Annotated in this window: 17 protein-coding genes and 2 pseudogenes; 18 read left to right on the top strand and 1 reads right to left on the bottom strand. The window is 41.0% G+C overall.

What is annotated here, in order from left to right; translation table 11 throughout:
- Positions 1 to 230, bottom strand: a 230-nt coding sequence (locus tag BUB35_RS04460; RefSeq protein ID WP_465220320.1) for a transposase, incomplete at its 3' end; no start/stop codon positions are given.
- On the opposite strand from BUB35_RS04460, the gene BUB35_RS20335 reads away from it, so the two are divergent.
- From BUB35_RS20335 to BUB35_RS04380, 18 genes and pseudogenes are all read left to right on the top strand, one after another.
- On the top strand, positions 201 to 560 hold the full coding sequence (locus BUB35_RS20335; protein WP_465220321.1) for a hypothetical protein: 360 nt from the start codon (positions 201 to 203) through the stop codon (positions 558 to 560). The two genes, BUB35_RS04460 and BUB35_RS20335, sit on opposite strands and share 30 nt — an antisense overlap.
- Positions 561 to 602: 42 nt before the next feature.
- Complete coding sequence (locus tag BUB35_RS04455; RefSeq protein WP_072849614.1) at positions 603 to 3,737, top strand: efflux RND transporter permease subunit; 3,135 nt, start codon at positions 603 to 605, stop codon at positions 3,735 to 3,737.
- Between the two features lie 16 nt (positions 3,738 to 3,753).
- Positions 3,754 to 4,908 carry a TolC family protein gene (locus tag BUB35_RS04450; RefSeq protein WP_072849612.1) on the top strand — a complete coding sequence of 385 codons (1,155 nt, stop codon included), beginning with the start codon at positions 3,754 to 3,756 and terminating at the stop codon, positions 4,906 to 4,908.
- Between the two features lie 167 nt (positions 4,909 to 5,075).
- Positions 5,076 to 6,329: a helix-turn-helix transcriptional regulator gene (locus BUB35_RS04445; protein ID WP_072849610.1), complete on the top strand. Its 1,254-nt coding sequence runs from the start codon at positions 5,076 to 5,078 to the stop codon at positions 6,327 to 6,329.
- Positions 6,310 to 7,224: a WYL domain-containing protein gene (locus BUB35_RS04440; protein ID WP_242949202.1), complete on the top strand. Its 915-nt coding sequence runs from the start codon at positions 6,310 to 6,312 to the stop codon at positions 7,222 to 7,224. The genes BUB35_RS04445 and BUB35_RS04440 overlap by 20 nt, the downstream gene beginning before the upstream one ends.
- A 427-nt stretch (positions 7,225 to 7,651) precedes the next feature.
- Positions 7,652 to 9,118: a DUF2828 family protein gene (locus BUB35_RS04435; protein ID WP_200777567.1), complete on the top strand. Its 1,467-nt coding sequence runs from the start codon at positions 7,652 to 7,654 to the stop codon at positions 9,116 to 9,118.
- Positions 9,119 to 9,139: 21 nt separating this feature from the next.
- Positions 9,140 to 9,571 (top strand): annotated as a pseudogene (locus BUB35_RS04430) (RtcB family protein); the annotation flags it as partial.
- Between the two features lie 590 nt (positions 9,572 to 10,161).
- On the top strand, positions 10,162 to 11,961 hold the full coding sequence (locus BUB35_RS04425; RefSeq protein WP_072849605.1) for a reverse transcriptase domain-containing protein: 1,800 nt from the start codon (positions 10,162 to 10,164) through the stop codon (positions 11,959 to 11,961).
- Positions 11,962 to 12,071: 110 nt separating this feature from the next.
- A pseudogene (locus tag BUB35_RS04420) lies at positions 12,072 to 12,914 on the top strand (RtcB family protein); the annotation flags it as partial.
- Positions 12,883 to 13,641 (top strand): nucleotidyltransferase domain-containing protein, encoded by a 759-nt coding sequence (locus BUB35_RS04415; RefSeq protein ID WP_072849603.1) that lies wholly within the window; start codon positions 12,883 to 12,885, stop codon positions 13,639 to 13,641. The pseudogene BUB35_RS04420 and the gene BUB35_RS04415, both read left to right, overlap by 32 nt.
- Before the next feature lie 107 nt (positions 13,642 to 13,748).
- Entirely contained in the window at positions 13,749 to 14,159 is a 411-nt protein-coding gene (locus BUB35_RS04410) for a MarR family winged helix-turn-helix transcriptional regulator (RefSeq protein ID WP_072849601.1), read from the top strand.
- 49 nt (positions 14,160 to 14,208) lie between these two features.
- Positions 14,209 to 14,364, top strand: coding sequence for a hypothetical protein (locus BUB35_RS19485; RefSeq protein WP_242949201.1), 156 nt, complete (start codon positions 14,209 to 14,211; stop codon positions 14,362 to 14,364).
- Positions 14,346 to 15,167: an NmrA family NAD(P)-binding protein gene (locus BUB35_RS04405; RefSeq protein ID WP_242949200.1), complete on the top strand. Its 822-nt coding sequence runs from the start codon at positions 14,346 to 14,348 to the stop codon at positions 15,165 to 15,167. The genes BUB35_RS19485 and BUB35_RS04405 overlap by 19 nt, the downstream gene beginning before the upstream one ends.
- A 50-nt stretch (positions 15,168 to 15,217) precedes the next feature.
- Positions 15,218 to 16,009 carry an MATE family efflux transporter gene (locus tag BUB35_RS19480; RefSeq protein ID WP_242949199.1) on the top strand — a complete coding sequence of 264 codons (792 nt, stop codon included), beginning with the start codon at positions 15,218 to 15,220 and terminating at the stop codon, positions 16,007 to 16,009.
- Positions 15,975 to 16,589 carry an MATE family efflux transporter gene (locus tag BUB35_RS19475; RefSeq protein WP_242949198.1) on the top strand — a complete coding sequence of 205 codons (615 nt, stop codon included), beginning with the start codon at positions 15,975 to 15,977 and terminating at the stop codon, positions 16,587 to 16,589. Before BUB35_RS19480 ends, BUB35_RS19475 begins: the two co-directional genes overlap by 35 nt.
- 4 nt (positions 16,590 to 16,593) lie before the next feature.
- Complete coding sequence (locus tag BUB35_RS04395) at positions 16,594 to 17,226, top strand: cytidylate kinase-like family protein (protein WP_072849599.1); 633 nt, start codon at positions 16,594 to 16,596, stop codon at positions 17,224 to 17,226.
- 246 nt (positions 17,227 to 17,472) lie between these two features.
- Positions 17,473 to 17,730 carry a MarR family winged helix-turn-helix transcriptional regulator gene (locus BUB35_RS04385; protein ID WP_276326382.1) on the top strand — a complete coding sequence of 86 codons (258 nt, stop codon included), beginning with the start codon at positions 17,473 to 17,475 and terminating at the stop codon, positions 17,728 to 17,730.
- 12 nt (positions 17,731 to 17,742) lie between these two features.
- Positions 17,743 to 19,479, top strand: coding sequence for an ABC transporter ATP-binding protein (locus tag BUB35_RS04380; protein WP_072849592.1), 1,737 nt, complete (start codon positions 17,743 to 17,745; stop codon positions 19,477 to 19,479).

The following is a 19,479-nucleotide window of genomic DNA, read 5'->3' as shown; positions in this document are numbered from 1 at the left end:
TTTTCCATCTTTAGTCGTTTGTTCTCATACTTGTATTCTGCCAGTGTTTTTGCAGGTTTGCGCCCTCGTGTCTTTGGAAGGACAGATTCTTTTAGCCAGCAGTGAATTGCCCATCGACTAATCCCATACTCTTGACTTAAAGCACGCTGACTTTCTCCTGCTCTGATTCGTGATACAACTTCCTCTCGTATCCCCGCTGGATACTTTTTCATTCCTTTTTTTCCGGACATAGCGAGACCCCCTTATGTAGTTCTATTATCCTACATAAGGGGGCTTTTTGTCATTGTCCGTTTTTACTGGACCTGTTCACAAAATCTCACTGCCTTTTTTCGTTTCTAAAAATAGACAAATTTGTAGTAGACGAAAATAACATTGCCCATAAAACAACTGTAGAAACAGGGCTGGAAAATGATACATACATCGAAATTACCAGTGGTTTGAGCATTGGTGATACAGTTGTTACCAAAGGTCAGGACTTCTTGTCAGATGGCAACACTGTAAATATTACAAACGGGACAACAAAACAGGAATCTACCGCAGAAGAAACAGAGCAGGAATGATAAATTCTTCTGCGGATTTCTAAAACAAAGGAGTTGATATGTTTGGATATTACGAAGATTTCCATCAAACGTCCCGTTGCGATCATGATGGTTATGTTCATCATTATCATTCTGGGTGCAGTTTCCATTACAAAAATGGAAATGGAATTGACGCCTGAAACGGAAATGTCTATGGTCATGATTATGACGACCTACGAAGACGCTGGACCGGAAGAGGTAGAAAATCTGGTTACAGAAAAAATCGAAAGTGCCGTTGCCAATGTAGAAAATGTAGAATCCATTTCTTCCACATCATCAGAAGGCAGCTCTATGGTTTCCATTGAATTTAATTATGGAACCAATCTGGATACAGCCATTACAGACCTGCGTGATAAATTGAGCATGGTAGAAGCGACTTTGCCTGATGGCTGTGATTCTCCTAATATCATGAAAATGGATATGAATTCCATGCCTATTGCAACAATTGTTGTTTCCGGCGATGATATGACATCTGATGAATTGAAATCATTTGCAGAGGATGATATCGAACCACGTCTGGAACGTCAGGAAGGCGTTGCTTCTGTAGACATCATGGGTGGTACAGAACAGGAAATCCTGATCGAGATCGATCCAGAACGACTGGAAGGTCTGGGGCTGACCATGACTTCCATCGGGCAGACCCTTTCCGCAGAAAACAGCAACCAGTCTGGCGGCAGCATCTCTTATGGCGAAAAGAGCATGACCATCAGTACAAAACTGCAGATGGAAAGCATTGAAGATGTTAAAAATACACCAATTCAGATTGCAGATGGTACAGTCATGCGTTTGGGTGATATTGCTACCGTTACAGAAACACAAAAAGAAATTACATCTATCAGCCGTTATAATGGAGAATCATGCGTCACACTTTCTGTTACACAGTCCAGTGACGGTAATACCGTAACAGCTGTAAATAATATTTTGGATGAAGTGGAAAAACTCAATGCGGAATATCCTGATATGACCATTGAAGTGGTAAGTGAATCTGGCAGTACCATTGAAGATTCCGTTATGAACGTTGTTTCTAATATTTTTACAGGTGCCATTCTTTCCGTTCTGGTTATGTTTGTTTTCCTGAAAAATATTGGTTTGACAGGCGTTATTGCCGTTTCCATGCCAATTTCCATTATTGGTACATTCGTATTTTTGTATTTCTCCGGCACCACACTGAATATGATCTCTCTGGGTGGTTTGTCTGTTGGTGTTGGTATGCTGGTAGATAACTCGGTCGTTATGTTGGAAAACATTTACCGTTATCGTACCACTCTTGGCTACGGCAAGGTAAAAGGAACCTATCGTGCCGGCAGAGAAGTGCGTTCTTCCTTGATCGCATCTACATTGACAACCATTGTTGTATTCATTCCTTTCGTTTTCGTATCAGGTATGATGATGCAGATGATGACAGACTTGGCTCTTGCCATTGTATTCTCTCTGGCAATGTCTTTGATCTCTGCTATGACAGTGGTACCTATGCTGGCAGGGAACTATGTAAATAATGTACATCGAAATAAAGCACCGAAAAAACTGGACTTCATCAATAAGATGCTGAATATGTTCGATATCGGTATGAAAAAACTGAGCGAATTGTATGGCAGATTTTTGAGATGGGCAGTTTGGCACAAGAAGAGAACACTTTCCTGTGTGCTGCTGGTATTCCTCGCTTCTTTGTGTATGCTTCCATCCGTTGGTATGGAATTGATGCCATTCTCTGACGAAGGTACTTTTTCTGTAACCGTGAAAGCACCAAAGGGCAGCAATCTGGATACAGTGGATGCATTGTCCCTGCAGGTGGAAGAAATTCTGGAACAGATTCCTGAAATGGTATCCATGAGCGTTACGATGTCTGGTTCTTCCGGTTCCATCATGGGCAGTTCTGAAGAAAGCAGCATCAGCTGTGTATTGGTTGACAAAAACGAACGTGACCGCAGTACAGATGAAATTGTAGAAGAAGTACGTAATTCTGTGAAGAACATCGCTGGTGCAGAAATCAGCGTTTCCTCCAGTTCCAGTATGGGCTCTATGATGGGCGGTGGTGTATCTGTAGAAATCTATGGTGATGATATGGATAAACTGCAGGAAATCAGTGACCAAATTGCATCCCAGATGGAACAGGTGGAAGGTGTGCGTCAGGTAAGCAGCTCTCTGGAAGATCAGGATACAGAAGTTGCATTGAAAATTGATAAAGAACGTGCAAGACAGTATGGTTTGACAGGCTCTGATATTGCAAGTCAGGTAAGAAATACCGTTTCTGGCTTTACAGCAACCACATTGAAAGCAGACGGTACAGAAATGGATATTCGTATCGTATTCCCTGATGACAGTATGTCAACATTGAGTGATATCAATGATCTGTCTATTATGACAGGTGACGGTAAGGTGATTCCTTTGTCCTCTGTTGCTGAAATCACTATGGAAAATGTACCATCTTCCATTTCCAGAGATGACCAGAGCAGATATGTAACCATTTCCTGTGATGTATATGGTCGTGACAGCGGCAGTGTTGGCAACGATATTCAGGCAATCATCGACCAGATGACTGTACCTGATGGCTACAGTGTGAAGCTGGGCGGTACCAATGAGATGATGAATGATACATTCTCCTCTTTGGGTCTGGTCATTGTACTGGCAATCGCGCTGGTTTACATGGTCATGGCAGCACAGTTCGAATCTTTTGTAAATCCTTTTATCATCATGTTTACCATTCCTCTGGCATTTACAGGGGCAATCTTCCTGTTGTTCATTACAGGAGAACCTCTGAGCATGATGGCTTTGATCGGTTGTCTGGTGCTAGTAGGTATCGTTGTAAACAATGGTATTGTATTGATTGACTATATTGACATTTTGCGAAACAGAGATGGTTATTCTCTGGTAGATGCCATTTTGACTGCGTGTCCTACCAGATTACGACCTATCCTGATGACAGCATTGACGACAATTTTGGGGCAGTTCCCTATGATTTTCTCCAATGGTACCAACAGTGAAACACTGAAGGGCATGGGTCTTGTCATTGCCGGCGGTCTGGCGGCATCTACATTCCTGACATTGGTAGTCGTTCCTTTGCTGTACATGATTTTGGATCGTTTTGTGCAGGCATTCCGTAATAAGATGAAATTTACTAAGAAGGCAAATCCTTATGAAATTGAACAGGAATGCTGCTAAAGAAAGGAGGTTTTTTATGAAGTATAAATTGGCGTTGCTGCTGACGTTGACGATGATGATGCCAACTGCAACGACTGCTTTTGCAGCAGAAACCAGTACAGAAACTGCAGCAGAAAGCACTTCCGAAGAAGGTACTGTAAGTACAGAAGAAAGCGGCGTTTGGCAGCTGACATATGAAGAAGCGCTGGAACTGGCAGAGGATAACAGCTCTGATCTGGATAATGTGGCAGAAAAGGCAGAATATCTGCAGGATTTGAAGGAAGATATCTGGGATATCACCGATTCTTTCTCAGTGCCTACTGTCAGCTATCAGCAGTGGGTGGATGATGATGTTTACAGCATCTATTCTCAGATTCAATCTATCAGCAGCAGTATGACGCAGAATCGTTATACAGAAGAAATCACAAAGCTGACATTGGAATCTACTGTAAAAAGTTACTTTACTTCTATCTTAAGTGACGAAAGCTCTCTGGAAGTTGCGAAAAAAGAGGCAGAGGTGAAGAAAACACAGTATTTGCAGGGACAGACAAAAAATAAAATGGGGCTTATCAGTGATTATGATCTGCGTACACTGGAAACAGATTATAAGACAGCAGTGGACAATGTGGAAACACTGGAAAGAACCATCGAGGAAGAATATCGCTCCTTCAATCAGCTGCTGGGTATCAGCGATGATACAGAATATGAATTGGTATATGATATAGAATACACTCCCTATGAAATGGGGCAGAGTATGACACAGTATATCCAAAATAAGCTGAATACAGACTATACCATCAAACAGTTGGAACAGAATGTGGACGATGCTGAATTCAACAAAAACTATATGTCCATGTCCAGTACAAATTCTCAGTCTGCTTCCAACAAGTATTCCTATGAAGAAGCAAAAAGCACTTTGAAAACAGCCAAAGAAGATAAAGAACTGGCAATTCAGAATGCTTATAATGAGGTGCAGGAACTGGAAAACCAGTATGAAACAGCCCAGCGGAATCTGGAAACAGCAAAATCCAATCTGGAACTGGCAGAACTGAATTATTCATTGGGCAGAAATACAGCGTTGGATGTGACAAAAGCGGAATTGGATGTGGAAGAAGCAGAAAACACATTGGCGCAGATTGTATATTCCCATGACATGAAAGTTTATCAGTTGGAAAATACAGAATTGTTGTAAAATCAAACATAAAAGTGACTTTTCATAATTTGTGAGCTAGGATAAAAATATAGAAAGATATGTGATTTTCATTTAGAATTTCGCATATCTTTCTTTTTGTTTTTTTGGTAGAATAAAAAATAGAGTGGCAATCAAAAAAGAACAAATGGGGCAAAGGAGGGGAAGCCATGGCATACAGTGAACTGGTGAAAAATTTTAACCGCATCCGTGAGTATATGCGGGAGTTTTATGTCTATGGCTTTAAAAGCCGAGAAGAATATACGAGAAAAAGCGCGCGTTCCTATGATGATGAGCGCAGGAGATTGGAAAGTTGGCTGGGAGATTATATGCGATTCCGCCAGAACGCAGAGGGGAAGAATGTTTTTATTTCCATTGATAGTAGGGCTGTACAGCACAACCCTCTCTACACCGCATGGAAAACAAAAAGTTTCACCGATGGAGATATTACGCTGCATTTTATATTGATGGATATTTTTGCTTCTACTGATGATGCTCTTTCTCTGACGGAAATCATGGACCAGATTGATACATATCTTTCCGCTTTTCAGGAATCGAAAACTTTTGACGTTTCTACTGTACGAAAAAAGCTGAAAGAATATATTTCAGAAGGCATTGTATCAGGCGAGAAGCAAGGGAAAACCATGTATTATCGCTGGACCATGTCAAAGTATGATTTGGATGGAGATATTCTGGACTTTTTCTCCGAAGTTGCGCCTTGCGGCGTTATTGGCTCCTTTTTGCTGGACCAGACAAAGAAACAAAATGACCATTTTTCCTTTAAACATCATTATATTACTGGTGCTGTAGACAGTGAAATTCTGTGTACTGTTTTTATGGCAATACGGGAAAAACGAAGCATTCTTCTGGAAACATGTAATCGCCATAAGGAACGCTCCTCAGAATCCCATGTAGTACCTCTTCGCGTCATGGTCAGTGCGCAAAGCGGCAGACAATACCTCATTGCATATTCTCCAAGGTTCAGGCGAATTTTGTCCTTTCGGACAGATCATATTGTATCTGTAAAAATGGGAGAGGTCAGTGAACGTTTTGACCATATGCGACAGAAGCTGGAAGAAATGCAGAAAAATATGTGGGGTGTCAGCACACAAAGCAGATGGGGAAATCGTATGGAGCATGTGGAATTTACCATTCGTTATGGGAAAGGGGAACAGCACATTCCCAAGCGGCTGGAACGGGAAAAACGTTGCGGAACCGTAGAACATCTGGACGAAAATACATGCAGGTTTACGGCGGATGTATATGATGCCAGTGAACTGATTCCATGGATTCGGACATTTATTTGCCGCATTACAGAAATTCATATTTCCAATGAAAAACTGGAAGAAAAGTTTCGGGAAGATATGTATGCAATGTATGCCCTTTATGGTTTGGAAGATGGTGATGAACATGATATTCAGTGAATTATACAGTATATATTACCAAACGATGGCAGCTATCCTGAAAGCGGCAACAGATCATCCGTTGGAAGCAAAAGAAATGCAGCACATTGTAGGGAAATATGCTTTTGGGGAAAGCCTGCTGCATATTTTGCCTGCTATCGAGGAGCAAAGGTGGCAGCTCATTACGCCAGATGGCACAACACCTCTGCATAAAGAGCCTGCTATGCCGCTGACTCTTTTGGAGAAACGGTGGCTGAAAGCCATTGCCAACGATCCTCGCATGCGGTTGTTTGGTGATGATATTTTTGACTTTCCAGACGTGGAACCGCTTTTTTTGCCAGAGGATATTCTTGTGTTTGACCGATATGCAGATGGCGATGATTACACAGATGAAGCATATATTCGGAATTTTCGCATCATTCTGGATGCCATCAAACAGCAGTATCCGCTGAAGATTACACTGCAAAACCGCAGAGGTAATCCATTGCAGATGAATGTCATGCCCAAGTGTCTGGAATATTCGGAAAAGGACGATAAATTTCGGTTGATCGGTTCTTCTGACCGTTACGGAAGTACTATCAATTTAGGGAGAATTATAAGCTGTGAAAGATGTCAGGATGGGATGGCAAGGCATCTGACGAGAAAATCAGAGCAACAACGTAAAGTAGTTTTTGAACTCTTTGACCAAAGAAAGGCGCTGGAAAGGGTGCTGCTTCATTTTGCCCATTGTGAAAAAGAGGCAGAAAAGCTGGATGATAAGCATTACCGTATTACGGTTGTTTATGACAAAGAGGATGAAACGGAGATGGTCATTCGTATTCTTTCCTTTGGACCATTGATAAAAGTAACGGCACCACAGCATTTTGTGAATTTAATAAAACAGAGATTACTGAATCAAAAAAGTTGCGGACTTTGATGTTCGCAACTTTTTTTCCGTGATGAGATTGGAAATAACAGGTAGAATAAAGATACAAACAGAGAAACAAATCCAAAGGAGATACATATCAGTACAAGGAAATGATTCTCTGAATGAAAGGCGCATACAGCAAACCCAATGCAGACTGTTGACGAATCAACCCTTCAACAACGGCAGATGGAAATCTGCGAAATTTGCGCCTTGTAAAAATGAAAAAGGCGTAGACAGCAATCGGACTGTAGAAGGCTAGAAACCTTCGGTGCAGGCAGATGTAAATCTGTAAAAGATGCGCCTTGTGAAAATTGAAAAAGGCACCAACAGCAATTTTTATTTGACATTACTTCACATTCGATGGTTTTAGACCATTAATGCGGGCTGACCCCGCTTTATATGGTGCCTTGTGATAATAAAGAAAAGGAGGATCATGATGTTAAAATACATGAAACAGGAAGCCAATATGACCACAACAGAAAATGGCGCAGCTGCATATGTTTCTACAGGATCTAAATGTCTGGATTTGTTTGCCACCATTGGAGCACTGCGCGGACAAAGTGAAAAAGAAATCATTGCACGTTTTGTGCAGGCGTATACAGAAGATGCGGATTTAGCCATGAAACTTCTTTTCTTTGCAAGAGATATTCGGGGCGGATTAGGCGAAAGAAAAGTGTTTCGGACAATTCTTGGCTGGCTGGCCGAAAATAAACCTGCATCTGTTCAGAAAAATCTGGCTTATGTAGCGGAATATGGACGCTTCGATGACCTGTTGGCATTGATGGATACGCCCTGTGAAAAAGAGATGTTGATTTATCTGCGGAAACAGTTTGAAGCGGATATGAAGAAACTCGTAGAAGGAGAATCTGTTTCTCTCTTGGGAAAATGGCTGCCTTCTGTCAATGCATCCAATCAGGAAACTGTATATCAGGCTAAAAAGGTTGCCAGAGCCTTTGGCATGAACGACGCAGCTTACAGAAAAGCTTTGACAGCACTTAGAGCCAAAATACATATCATTGAGAATCACTTGCGTGAAAAAGATTATACCTTCGATTATGAACAGCAGCCCTGTAAAGCGCTGTTCAAATACAAAATGGCTTTCTGGCGGAACGACAGGGAAAGATATCAAGCTTTTCTCTCCAAAGCAAGTACTGGAGATGCAAAGCTCCATGCAGATCATGTGGCACCCTATGAGTTGGTTGAATCTTATCTGAATACAAGATGGAATAGCACTTTTTCGGAAGAAAAGGCATCGCTGAATGCGACATGGGCTGCTTTGCCAGATTTTGGCGGAGAAGAAAATGCCCTTGCTGTCATTGATACTTCCGGGTCTATGTATTGCGGTAGAAACCCCATTCCTGCGGCAGTGGCACTGTCCTTGGGACTTTACTTCGCAGAACGGAATAAAGGGGTTTTCCGCAATCATTTTATTGAGTTTTCTGAAAGACCGCAGCTGATTGAAATCAAAGGGGAAACCTTTGTTGACAAACTGCAATATCTAACAACATTTGAAGAAATTGCGGATACCAATCTGGAAGCAGTTTTTGATCTGATTCTGCGGGCAGCGGTGAAAAATCAGGTTCCCCAGGAAGAATTGCCTGCAAAACTGATTATTATTTCAGATATGGAATTTAATGCCTGTGTCAATAAGGCTTCTAAAACGGTTTTCAAAAACGCCAAGAGAAGATACAAGGAAAAAGGATACCGCTTGCCGGAAGTTGTCTTTTGGAATGTAGCCAGCAGAAACCGCCAGCAGCCCGTAACCAAAAATGAACAGGGAGTTGTATTGGTTTCCGGCGCGACACCAAGGATATTTTCTATGGTAGCAAGGGGAAATCTCTCACCTTATACATTTATGATGGAAGTGCTGCAGAGTGAGCGTTATGCGCCCATTGCAGCATAGCTTCAAAAGGAGGGAAGCAGTATGTTAGAAATCAAAGGAAAAGTAAATACAGCTATTTGTTATGCGAAAGTCATTGAGGATGTTGCCATTGAACAGATTCGCCGGATGTGCGACTATGGTCTGACCGAAGGCAGCAAAATCAGAATTATGCCTGACGTTCATGCAGGAAAGGGCTGTACCGTTGGTACAACCATGACAGTCAAAGACAAGGCATGCCCCAATATTGTAGGGGTAGATATTGGATGTGGGATGTATACCGTAAAACTAGCGGAAAAAGAAGTGGACTTTGCGAAACTGGATGAAGCCTGTCATTATATTCCTTCTGGCAGAAACGTGTGGGAAGGCAGAATGGAACGGTTTAACCTGACAAAACTGCGTTGTTATCGCTCTTTGCGGGATGCAAAAAGACTGGAACGCTCTCTGGGAACATTAGGCGGCGGAAACCATTTTATCTTGCGCCCAAGATGGGCGGTAGTCATTGCGTAATAGGACACGACATCTCAAGAAAACTGGGATGATGTCACCGACCTTATCTGGAATCGAAAGTGAACAGGGAGTGTAGCATGGTCGGAAAGGTACAAGTCGGTTAGTTGGAAAACCGCGACTGAGTATCGAGACATAACATTCGTATGAGGATTAAGACTGTTCTGTTTGAATGTCGAACGCAAGTAGTGCTATGGTTCACCAACAGGAAACCAACTGAAACCTGTTGTTTCTCTTTGCCAAAGGACAACTATAAATTCCAATGGTATGGCAAACTGATATCGATGAAGTCAGAATGCTGGTTTTCGCATAAGAGAAATACACTTGTAGATACAAGGAAAGCGCTAAAGACAAATCCGACAACGAATACCCTATGGCTATCGTACTAACTGGGGATTACCTAAACAGGAATGCCTTTCATGAGGCTATGAGCATAGACTCTGAATATCCTGCATGGTAACGGAGCAACCGTAGTAGTTAGAGACGGAGAAAGACCGTTACAAGGCGAAGGGTTGCAGTTTACTCTGTTCATATAACAAAAGAAAGGAGCGAAATGCTTTATGCAAAATTCAGAAGTTATTTTGAACAATCTCGCAAAACAGGCAGAAAAGCCTGAGTTCAAGTTCAATAGGCTCTATAGAATTCTGTATAATCCAGATATCTATGTAAAAGCCTACAGTAATATTTACAGCAATAAAGGTAGTTCCACGAGTGGAGTTGATGAAAAAAATGCTGATGGTTTCAGCAAAGATAAAGTAGAAAAAATTATTGCTACTATTAGAGATGAAAGCTATCAGCCAAACCCATCAAAAAGAACCTACATCCCTAAGAAAAATGGTACAAAGCGCCCCCTGGGAATACCCAGCTTCACAGATAGACTTGTACAAGAGGCTTGTCGAATGATAATGGAAGCAATCTACGAACCCTCATTTACCAATACTTCTCACGGATTTAGACCTAATAGAAGTTGCCATACAGCTCTCACGGTCATAAATAAAACTTTTACAGGAGTAAATTGGTTTATCGAGGGAGATATTAAGGGGTTCTTTGATAATATTGACCACCATGTGCTTATTGGAATTCTGAGAAAGAAAATTGTAGACGAAAAGTTTATTCGCCTAATGTGGAAATTTCTGCGAGCTGGTTATGTTGAGGATTTTAAATTCAACAAAACCTATAGTGGGACACCACAAGGGGGCATCATTAGCCCTATTTTAGCAAATATCTATCTCAATGAGTTCGACCTGTTTATGGAAAAGCTGAAAAAGGAATTCGATAATGGAAATCCAAAGCAACAACAGAGAAATCCCCAATATCGAAATCTGGAATACAGGCTTAGTAAAGTCAGAAAGCAAATGGACAAGTGTGAGGATGATGACAAGGAGGGTTTGCTATCAGAATATAAACAGCTACGTAAAGAAATGATGACAACTCCACATATCAGCGACCACAATGGATATAAAAGTCTAAAATATGTCAGATATGCAGATGATTTTCTAATCGGTGTGAATGGTAGTAAAAAAGATTGCAAACAAATCAAGGAGCAAATCCACGATTTTATGCAAAAAGAATTGAAATTAGAACTCTCAATTGACAAAACACTGATTACCAACAGTAGTGATTATGCGAAATTCCTTGGCTATGAAATTACCATTGGTGGCAATGAACGAACATATCAAGTAGGAAAAACACAATGTCGTAGTGCAAGGCGAAATATTCGTCTGTTTATGCCTAAAGATGTAATTATCAAGGCAATCAATGAAAAAAATATGGTCATGGATATAAACGCAAACAAGTGGAAAATGAATGCAAGACCTTTACTCATAAACTTGAGTGAACTCGAAATTGTAAGCATCTACAATGCTGAAATTAGAGGGCTGTATAATTATTATCAATTAGCAGAAAATGTCACGCATAAAATGTGGCAATATCGATATGTAGCAGAATATAGTTGTCTTAAAACATTGGCTGCCAAACATAAAAGTAGTGTACGCAAGATGATTAAAAAACTACGTATTGATAAATACTGGGGAGTTAAATATCAAACCCAAAATGGAGAAAGAATCTGTTATTTCTACAGAGATGGTTTTCGACGGAAGAAAATTCCATTCAAAGGCGACCCAGACCCTATCACCAATATAATGATGTACATGGGTAGAACAGAACTTGAACAAAGAATTAATGCTAATGTTTGTGAATGGTGTGGAAAACATGATGACCACTGTGAAGTACATCATGTCAAAATGCTAAAAGACCTCAAAGGAAAAACATTCTGGGAAAAATTAATGATTGAACGTAACAGGAAAACATTAGTATTGTGCCATGAGTGTCATAACAAAATAGCCCACCCACATCTATAAGATTGAGTAAATGGAGAGCCGTGTACATGGAGACATGTAAGCACGGTTCGGGAGGGGGTTATTGGAAACCTAATAGAGTAATCTACCAAGGCGCCGATAGCCTACCTCACGAAGTCGATCAGGCAGCAGACGGAACTTGCTATCTGGTGATTCATTCCGGCAGCCGCAATCTGGGAAAACAGGTGGCTGAAGTATATCAGCAGCTTGCCATTGACCTGCATATGGGAAAAGAGGATTATTTCCGTCAAAGAGAAGAAATCATTCGTACATACAAGGCAGAAGGCAGACGAGCAGAGATTCAGGATGCTTTGAAAGAATTGAAAAACAATTATGAAACGCAGGAACTTTTGGTTCCAGAAGATATTTGCTGGCTTTATGGAACATTCCTGGATGATTATTTGTATGACGTAGAAATCTGCCAGCGTTTTGCAAAGAGGAACAGGGAAAGAATGGCAGAAATCATTCTGGAGAGAACGGGTATGACTGCTGTGGAATCTTTCCATACCATTCATAACTATATTGATATGGATGAAATGATTCTCCGCAAAGGTGCCATTGCGGCTCACGCTGGAGAAAAGGTTCTCATTCCCATCAATATGCGGGATGGTTCTATCATTGCAGTGGGAAAAGGCAATCCAGAATGGAATGATTCTGCGCCCCATGGAGCAGGGCGTGTCATGTCCAGAGCAAAAGCAAGAGAAACTCTGAATATGGAATCTTACAAGGAAGCCATGGCAGGGATTTACACAACTTCTGTTAACGAGGACACACTGGACGAAGCGCCTATGGCTTACAAATCATTGGAAGATATTCTGGATGTCATCGGCGAAACAGTGGAAGTCATGGATGTGATGAAGCCCATTTATAATTTCAAAGCATCCAATGAAGACGCACCTTGGATGAAAAAGAAGGAGGAAACCGATGGAACAGACGATTGTCAGAAAACTCCGTGAAATTGAGAAAAATGAACATGTTCGCATCCTTCTTGCAGTGGAATCCGGCAGCCGCGCATGGGGATTTCCTTCTACTGACAGCGACTATGATGTACGGTTCATTTATATTCGTCAGAAAGAGGACTATTTGCGTTTAGAAAAAACGCGGGATGTCATTGAATTGCCCTTGGATGACGTTTTAGATATCAATGGATGGGATTTACAGAAAACATTGCGGCTTTTCCGAAAATCGAATCCTACGCTGTTTGAATGGTTTTCTTCACCCATTGTATACATGGAAACACCTTTTGCAGAAACGTTCAGAACCATGATGGGAAATTACTTTTCCACAAAGAGAAGTCTTTATCATTACATCCATATGGCAGAGAAAAACAGACGAGAGTATCTGGAAGGAGACATGGTCAAAGTCAAAAAATATTTTTATGTACTTAGACCTGTATTGGCATGTCGATGGATTCTGGAGAAGAAAACACCGCCTCCCATGCTTTTTTCAGAACTGATGGAGGCAGAACTTCCAGATACATTGCTGGCAGATGTGAACAGGCTTCTGGATTTAAAACAAAATTCACCGGAAGTCAAAATGACTGCGAAAGTGGATAAAATCAATACATATCTGGAAGATTCCATTGCAGATATCCAAAATATTTTAAAATCTTTGGAAGAAACAAAACTGGTTGATTGGCAGGAATTGGATGATTTATTTTTGCAGCAATTGCAGACTATGTAGTAAAACGGCACAAGAAGTATTTTCTGTGCCGGTTTTTTATATGTTCTTGACAAATGACAAAAATTCAGCTAAGATATGTCGTAAGCGACGGATTAGGGGGTCATGATATGGATATCATCGAATTTAAGATTCTGAACACAGCCATTGAAAGAGTGCTGAATCAGGAGTTAGCTGAACTGGATATTACATATATGCAGGCATATGTGATTGGTTATTTGAACATGAACCGTACACAGGAAATATGCCAGAAAAACATTGAACATAGTTTGGGTTTGACACATCCAACGGTAAGCAGTATTTTAAATCGTCTGGAAGAGAAAAAACTGATTATGACAGAACCTTTGGAAAGTGACAGACGCTATAAAAAAATTGTTCTTACAGATAAAAGTTCGGCAATGACAACTGCTATTGAGGAGAAGATCGGCAAAATTACAGAACGTATCTTTGCAGGGCTGTCTATGGATGAAATCGAATCTCTTTCCGGCGTGATAAAAAAATTAACCAAAAACATCAAATAAAAAAATTTACATTAATAGGTCGCAAGCGACTTAAAAAGGAGGAATATTTATGAAATATTTGGTTACAGGTGCAGATGGCAAACTGGCAGGCAGAGTGGCAAACAATATGTTGGAAGCAGTTGCAGGAACAGATTTGATTTTTACATGTCCGAATCTTGCCAGAGTGCCTATGGAAAAGAAAACTGCTTGGGAGGAAAAGGAGTAACTGTAAAAGAAGCCAATTATGATGATGTGGAACAAATGACAAAGGCTTTTGAGGGAGCAGACAGACTATTCTTTATTTCCAGCATTATCAATGGACCCAAAAGAGTGGAACAGCATAGAAAAGTCATTGAGGCATGCAAAAAAGCCGGTGTGAAACATATTACTTATACATCCTTTTTTGGCGCAGATAGAGAAGGCTATAACCAGTATGTGCTGCCAGACCATAGAGCCACAGAGAAAATGCTGAGAGAAAGCGGCATTGAACACAACATTATGAGAAATAATCTTTATATGGAAAATTATTTGACCACTTCTGTTATGCTGGCAATGTTGAGTGGAAACGTATGGGGTACTACCGCTGGAGAAGGAAAGGTCACAAGTATTGCAAAAGACGACAGTGCAAGATGCGGTGCGGCTCTGCTTCTTGGAAAAGGCGAACCTAATCGAGCATATGACCTGACCAGTACCATTCCCTTAAGTCAGAGAGAAATTTGTAACATGATTGCAGAAAAATCAGGGATTCCTTTTGAATATAAGCCAATGACAGAAGAAGAATTCAGAGCATATCTGGAAGCACTGCATATTCCAAGAACAACAGACGGGGATTTTTCTCAGGCGCCGGTTCCTTTTTGCAGTAACGATATGATCACCAATGAAGCAGGTATTTCCGAAGGACAGATGGGCGTTGTCACCCATGATGTGGAACTTCTGACAGGCAGAAAACCTTTGGAAGTATACGATTTGCAGGATCAGTATAGTTATGTATGGAAAAACAAAGTGCGTCATTGGAAAGATTTGATTTAAAAAATATTTTTTTGAGCAAATAGGTCGTAAGCGACGGAAAGGAGGACAAAATGCAGAATCAGAAAGTGTTGCAGAATCCACTGGCAGTGGATTCTGTATGGAAGTTACTTGGCAAATATGCCATTCCGTGCGTCATTTCCCTGTTGGTGAATTCCCTTTATAACATGGTCGATCAGATTTTTATCGGGCAGGGCGTAGGGTATCTTGGAAATGGCGCAACAAATATCATATATCCGCTGACAGTGATTGTGCTGTCCATCGCATTGATGCTGGGCGATGGCGGTGCATCTTTTTTAAGTCTACGCCTTGGAGAAGGAAAAAAAGAAGAAGGGGCAAAAGGGATTGGCAGTGTCATCACATTTTCTGTTGTGGTGGGGATTATCATTGCTGTTCTGATGGCTGTTTTTCTGGAGGATCTTGTTTATCTGTTTGGGTGCACAGAAACCCTTTATCCCTATGCCATGGATTACGGCAGGATTATCATCATCGGTTTGCCTTTTGTTTTGGTCGGAACGGTTTTTACTGCCATTGAACGAGCAGACGGCAGTCCCCAGTATTCCATGGTTTCATTATTGGTTGGCGCAGTGACCAATACCATTTTAGACCCGATTTTCATTTTTGTTTTTCAGTGGGGTGTCAAAGGTGCGGCATTGGCAACAATCATCGGGCAGATTTTTACTTTTTTGATGGGGCTGAATTATATCAGACGCTTCCGCTCTATTCATCTCAAAAAATCGGATTATAAGATTCATTTTCATTCCTGCAAAAAAAGTAATGGGATTGGGTATTTCCAGTTTTATTACACAAATGTCTATTGTCATTGTGATGGCTGTCATCAATAACCTGCTGACAAAATATGGCGCTCTTTCGGAATACGGTTCTGAAATTCCCATAGCTGTTGTAGGTATCGTCATCAAAGTCAATCAGCTGGTTATTGCAGCAACAGTCGGGATTGCTTCCGGTGCACAGCCCATTATTGGATTTAACTATGGCGCAGGCAATATCAAACGGGTGAAACAGACATTCCGATGTGTTGTGATTGTGGCAGAAATACTGGCAGTGATTGCTTTTGCGGCATATCAGCTTGTACCCGTTCAGATTATTTCCATTTTTGGTAAGGAAAGTGGATTGTATAACCAGTTTGCGGAATTATGTTTCCGTATATTTTTGCTGGCAACTATTTTCAATGGTTTTCAGACAGTGGCAGCATTGTTCATGCAGTCCATTGGCAGAGCAGTAAAATCTGCGGTCATTTCTTTGTCCAGACAGATTATCTTTTTGCTGCCGGCAGAATTTATTCTTAGCAGTATTCTTGGAATTTTAGGTGTGTTGTGGGCAGGACCTGTGGCTGATACCCTTGCCTTTATACTGGCAGTAGCGATTGTAAGCAGAGAACTGAAAAAATTAGAGAAAGAGGTGTAACCATATGCAGTACAAGATTATTACCATCAGCAGAGAATTGGGAAGCGGAGGAAGAATCATCGGAAAAAAGGTGGCAGATCAGTTAGGTTATCATTTCTATGACCGTGAAATTATTGACCAGACTGCAAAAATTTCCGGTTTTTCCAAGGAACAGATACTCCATTCAGAAGAAAAAATCACAAATAGTTTTCTGTACAATGTTGCAATGGGAACAGGTTACGGATTAGGCGTTTTAAGTGGAAACGGCAAAGAATCCCTGCCATTAAATGCGCAGATTTATTTGGCACAGCGTCAGGCAATCCAAGCATTAGCCAAGAAGGGACCTTGCGTCATTGTTGGCAGATGTGCAGATTATATCCTGAAAGACGAACCGGGAGTACTCAGCTGCTTTGTCTATGCGGAACTGCAAAATCGGGTCAACAGAGCAGTCAATGAATATGGCATGGACGCAGAAAATGCAGAAAAACAGATTTTGCAGACAGATAAATCAAGGGCTGTATACTACAATGCGGTAACTGACCAGAAATGGGGAGATTACAGCAATTATGACTTAATGATAAATAGTGAAAAAGTCGGCATCGATATGGCTGCCAAATTGATTGCGTTTCTGGCAATCGGCAGCAATCAGGATACATGATAGCTAAGAAAATTTTGGAAAACAAGAAATCTGGTGAAGTAATTCAAATACGAAATGAATGAGAATCAAAAAATAATCGCAAATTTAGGGATTATGCATCATACCATTCGAAAATTTGCAGATACAAAATTTATGGAAATACAGAATGGATTATCAGGCATGTATGTTTTTGTCCTATTGTATTTAGCACAGCAGGAACAGGCGTACAAAAAAGTCTTTCAAAAAGATCTGGAACAGTAATTTCAAATTTCCAAAGCCACTGTGTCACGCATGCTTTCCAGAATGGAGCAGAAGAATCTCGTAAGAAGAAAGGGAAATGCGGAAGATGCACGGTTTAAATGGATTATTATGACAGCGTATTCCAGAAAAATGATTCCTGACCTCAAAAAGGCAGAAGAACAGTTAGAGTGTACCGTTCTGGATGGGTTTTCTAAAAAAGACAAAGATGTACTGCTAAGCTGTATTGCAAAAATGGAGCATAATCTCTTGAAATCTAATAAATAAAGGAGTGTCACTATGCTGAAATCCTTATTGAAAAGCGTAAGGCAGTATAAAACTGCATCCTTGCTTACGCCCATACTGGTTGCAGCTGAAGTCGTTTTGGAATGCCTGCTGCCCTTTATCATGGCAGAGTTAATCGACGAAATGACAGGAGCTTCCATGACGCCGATTATCAAATATGGCAGTGTACTGATCATCATGGCGATACTGTCATTGATTTTTGGGGTATTGTCCGGGAAGACAGCGGCGACAGCTTCCTGTGGGTTTGCAAGGAACTTAAGACAGGATATGTATTTTAGAATACAGGAATTTTCTTTTGCGGATATTGATCAGTTTTCGACATCCTCTCTTGTCACAAGAATGACGACGGACGTAACGAATATACAAAATGCCTACCAAATGAGTATACGAATTGCGGTCAGAACACCTTTGATGCTGATCTTTTCGATTATCATGAGTATGAACATCAATGTTCGCATGGCAGTGATTTTTGTAATCATGTTTCCTATTCTTGGGGCAGTATTGTTGGGAATTTCCATGTATGTATATCCAATATTCAAACGAATTTTTAAGAAATATGACGCAATGAATAATTCCGTGCAGGAAAATATTGCCGGAATCCTTGTTGTCAAATCCTTTGTGCGGGAGGATTATGAAAAAAGAAAATTTGAGCATGCTTCGGAAGAAGTGCGGAAGGACTTTACCAGAGCAGAAAAAATTCTGGCTCTGAACAATCCTTTCATGATGTTTTGTATTTATATTGCCATGCTTCTGGTTAGCTATTTTGGGGCAAATATTATCATAAGTACGGTTTCTGTAGACTTAACAACAGGTGAGTTATCCTCTCTCATCAGTTATGGCATCCAGATTCTGGCGTCCATGATGATGCTGTCTATGGTATTTGTTATGACTTCCATGGCGACGGAATCAGCAAACCGTGTTGTGGAAGTGATCGAACATGAAAGCGTTCTGGATAAAAATCCTGAAGGCATCCAAGAAGTGAAAGATGGCAGCATATCTTTCCAGAATGTAAATTTCAAATATTCAGAAAAAAGCGAAAAGAATGCCTTAAGCGATATTAATATTGATATCAAAGCAGGGGAAACTGTAGGTATCATCGGCGGAACCGGCTCCGGGAAGACGACACTCATCCAGCTTATCTCAAGGCTTTACGATGTAACAGAAGGGGCTGTTCTGGTTGGCGGAGAAGACGTAAGATCCTATGATCTTACAGCGCTGAGAAATGAAGTGGCAGTGGTCCTTCAGAAGAATGTCCTCTTTTCTGGAACCATCAAAGAAAATCTGAGATGGGGAAATGCAGAGGCATCTGACGAAGAATTGGTTCGTGTATGCAAACTGGCGCAGGCAGACAGCTTTATCCAGCGTTTCCCGGATAAATATGATACTTATATTGAGCAGGGCAGAACCAATGTTTCCGGGGGACAGAAGCAGCGTTTGTGTATTGCAAGGGCGCTTTTGAAGAAGCCAAAGATTTTGATTCTGGACGATTCCACATCGGCAGTGGATACCAAAACAGATGCACTGATTCGCAATGCCATGTACAAAGAAATACCGGAAACAACGAAAATCATCATTGCACAGCGCGTATCATCGGTACAGGATGCGGATAAAATTCTGGTGATGGAAGGCGGTAGGATTGCAGAACAGGGAACTCATGAAGAACTGCTGCGCCTGAATGGCATTTATCGTGAAGTATATGATTCACAGACAAGGAATAGGGGGGATGAATGA

This window comes from Anaerotignum lactatifermentans DSM 14214 (assembly GCF_900142265.1).
GTDB classification, from domain to species: Bacteria; Bacillota; Clostridia; order Lachnospirales; family Anaerotignaceae; genus Anaerotignum; species Anaerotignum lactatifermentans.
This window is presented reverse-complemented; position numbering and strand designations above follow the sequence as displayed.

Bases quoted from the DNA above. Each gene is read 5' to 3' on its own strand.
- BUB35_RS04450 (WP_072849612.1), top strand. From the start codon at position 3,754: ATGAAGTATAAATTGGCGTTGCTGCTGACGTTGACGATGATGATGCCA.
- BUB35_RS04445 (WP_072849610.1), top strand. From the start codon at position 5,076: ATGGCATACAGTGAACTGGTGAAAAATTTTAACCGCATCCGTGAGTAT.
- BUB35_RS04440 (WP_242949202.1), top strand. From the start codon at position 6,310: ATGAACATGATATTCAGTGAATTATACAGTATATATTACCAAACGATG.
- BUB35_RS04435 (WP_200777567.1), top strand. From the start codon at position 7,652: ATGTTAAAATACATGAAACAGGAAGCCAATATGACCACAACAGAAAAT.
- BUB35_RS04425 (WP_072849605.1), top strand. From the start codon at position 10,162: ATGCAAAATTCAGAAGTTATTTTGAACAATCTCGCAAAACAGGCAGAA.
- BUB35_RS04415 (WP_072849603.1), top strand. From the start codon at position 12,883: ATGGAACAGACGATTGTCAGAAAACTCCGTGAAATTGAGAAAAATGAA.
- BUB35_RS04410 (WP_072849601.1), top strand. From the start codon at position 13,749: ATGGATATCATCGAATTTAAGATTCTGAACACAGCCATTGAAAGAGTG.
- BUB35_RS19485 (WP_242949201.1), top strand. From the start codon at position 14,209: ATGAAATATTTGGTTACAGGTGCAGATGGCAAACTGGCAGGCAGAGTG.
- BUB35_RS19480 (WP_242949199.1), top strand. From the start codon at position 15,218: ATGCAGAATCAGAAAGTGTTGCAGAATCCACTGGCAGTGGATTCTGTA.
- BUB35_RS19475 (WP_242949198.1), top strand. From the start codon at position 15,975: ATGTCTATTGTCATTGTGATGGCTGTCATCAATAACCTGCTGACAAAA.
- BUB35_RS04395 (WP_072849599.1), top strand. From the start codon at position 16,594: ATGCAGTACAAGATTATTACCATCAGCAGAGAATTGGGAAGCGGAGGA.
- BUB35_RS04380 (WP_072849592.1), top strand. From the start codon at position 17,743: ATGCTGAAATCCTTATTGAAAAGCGTAAGGCAGTATAAAACTGCATCC.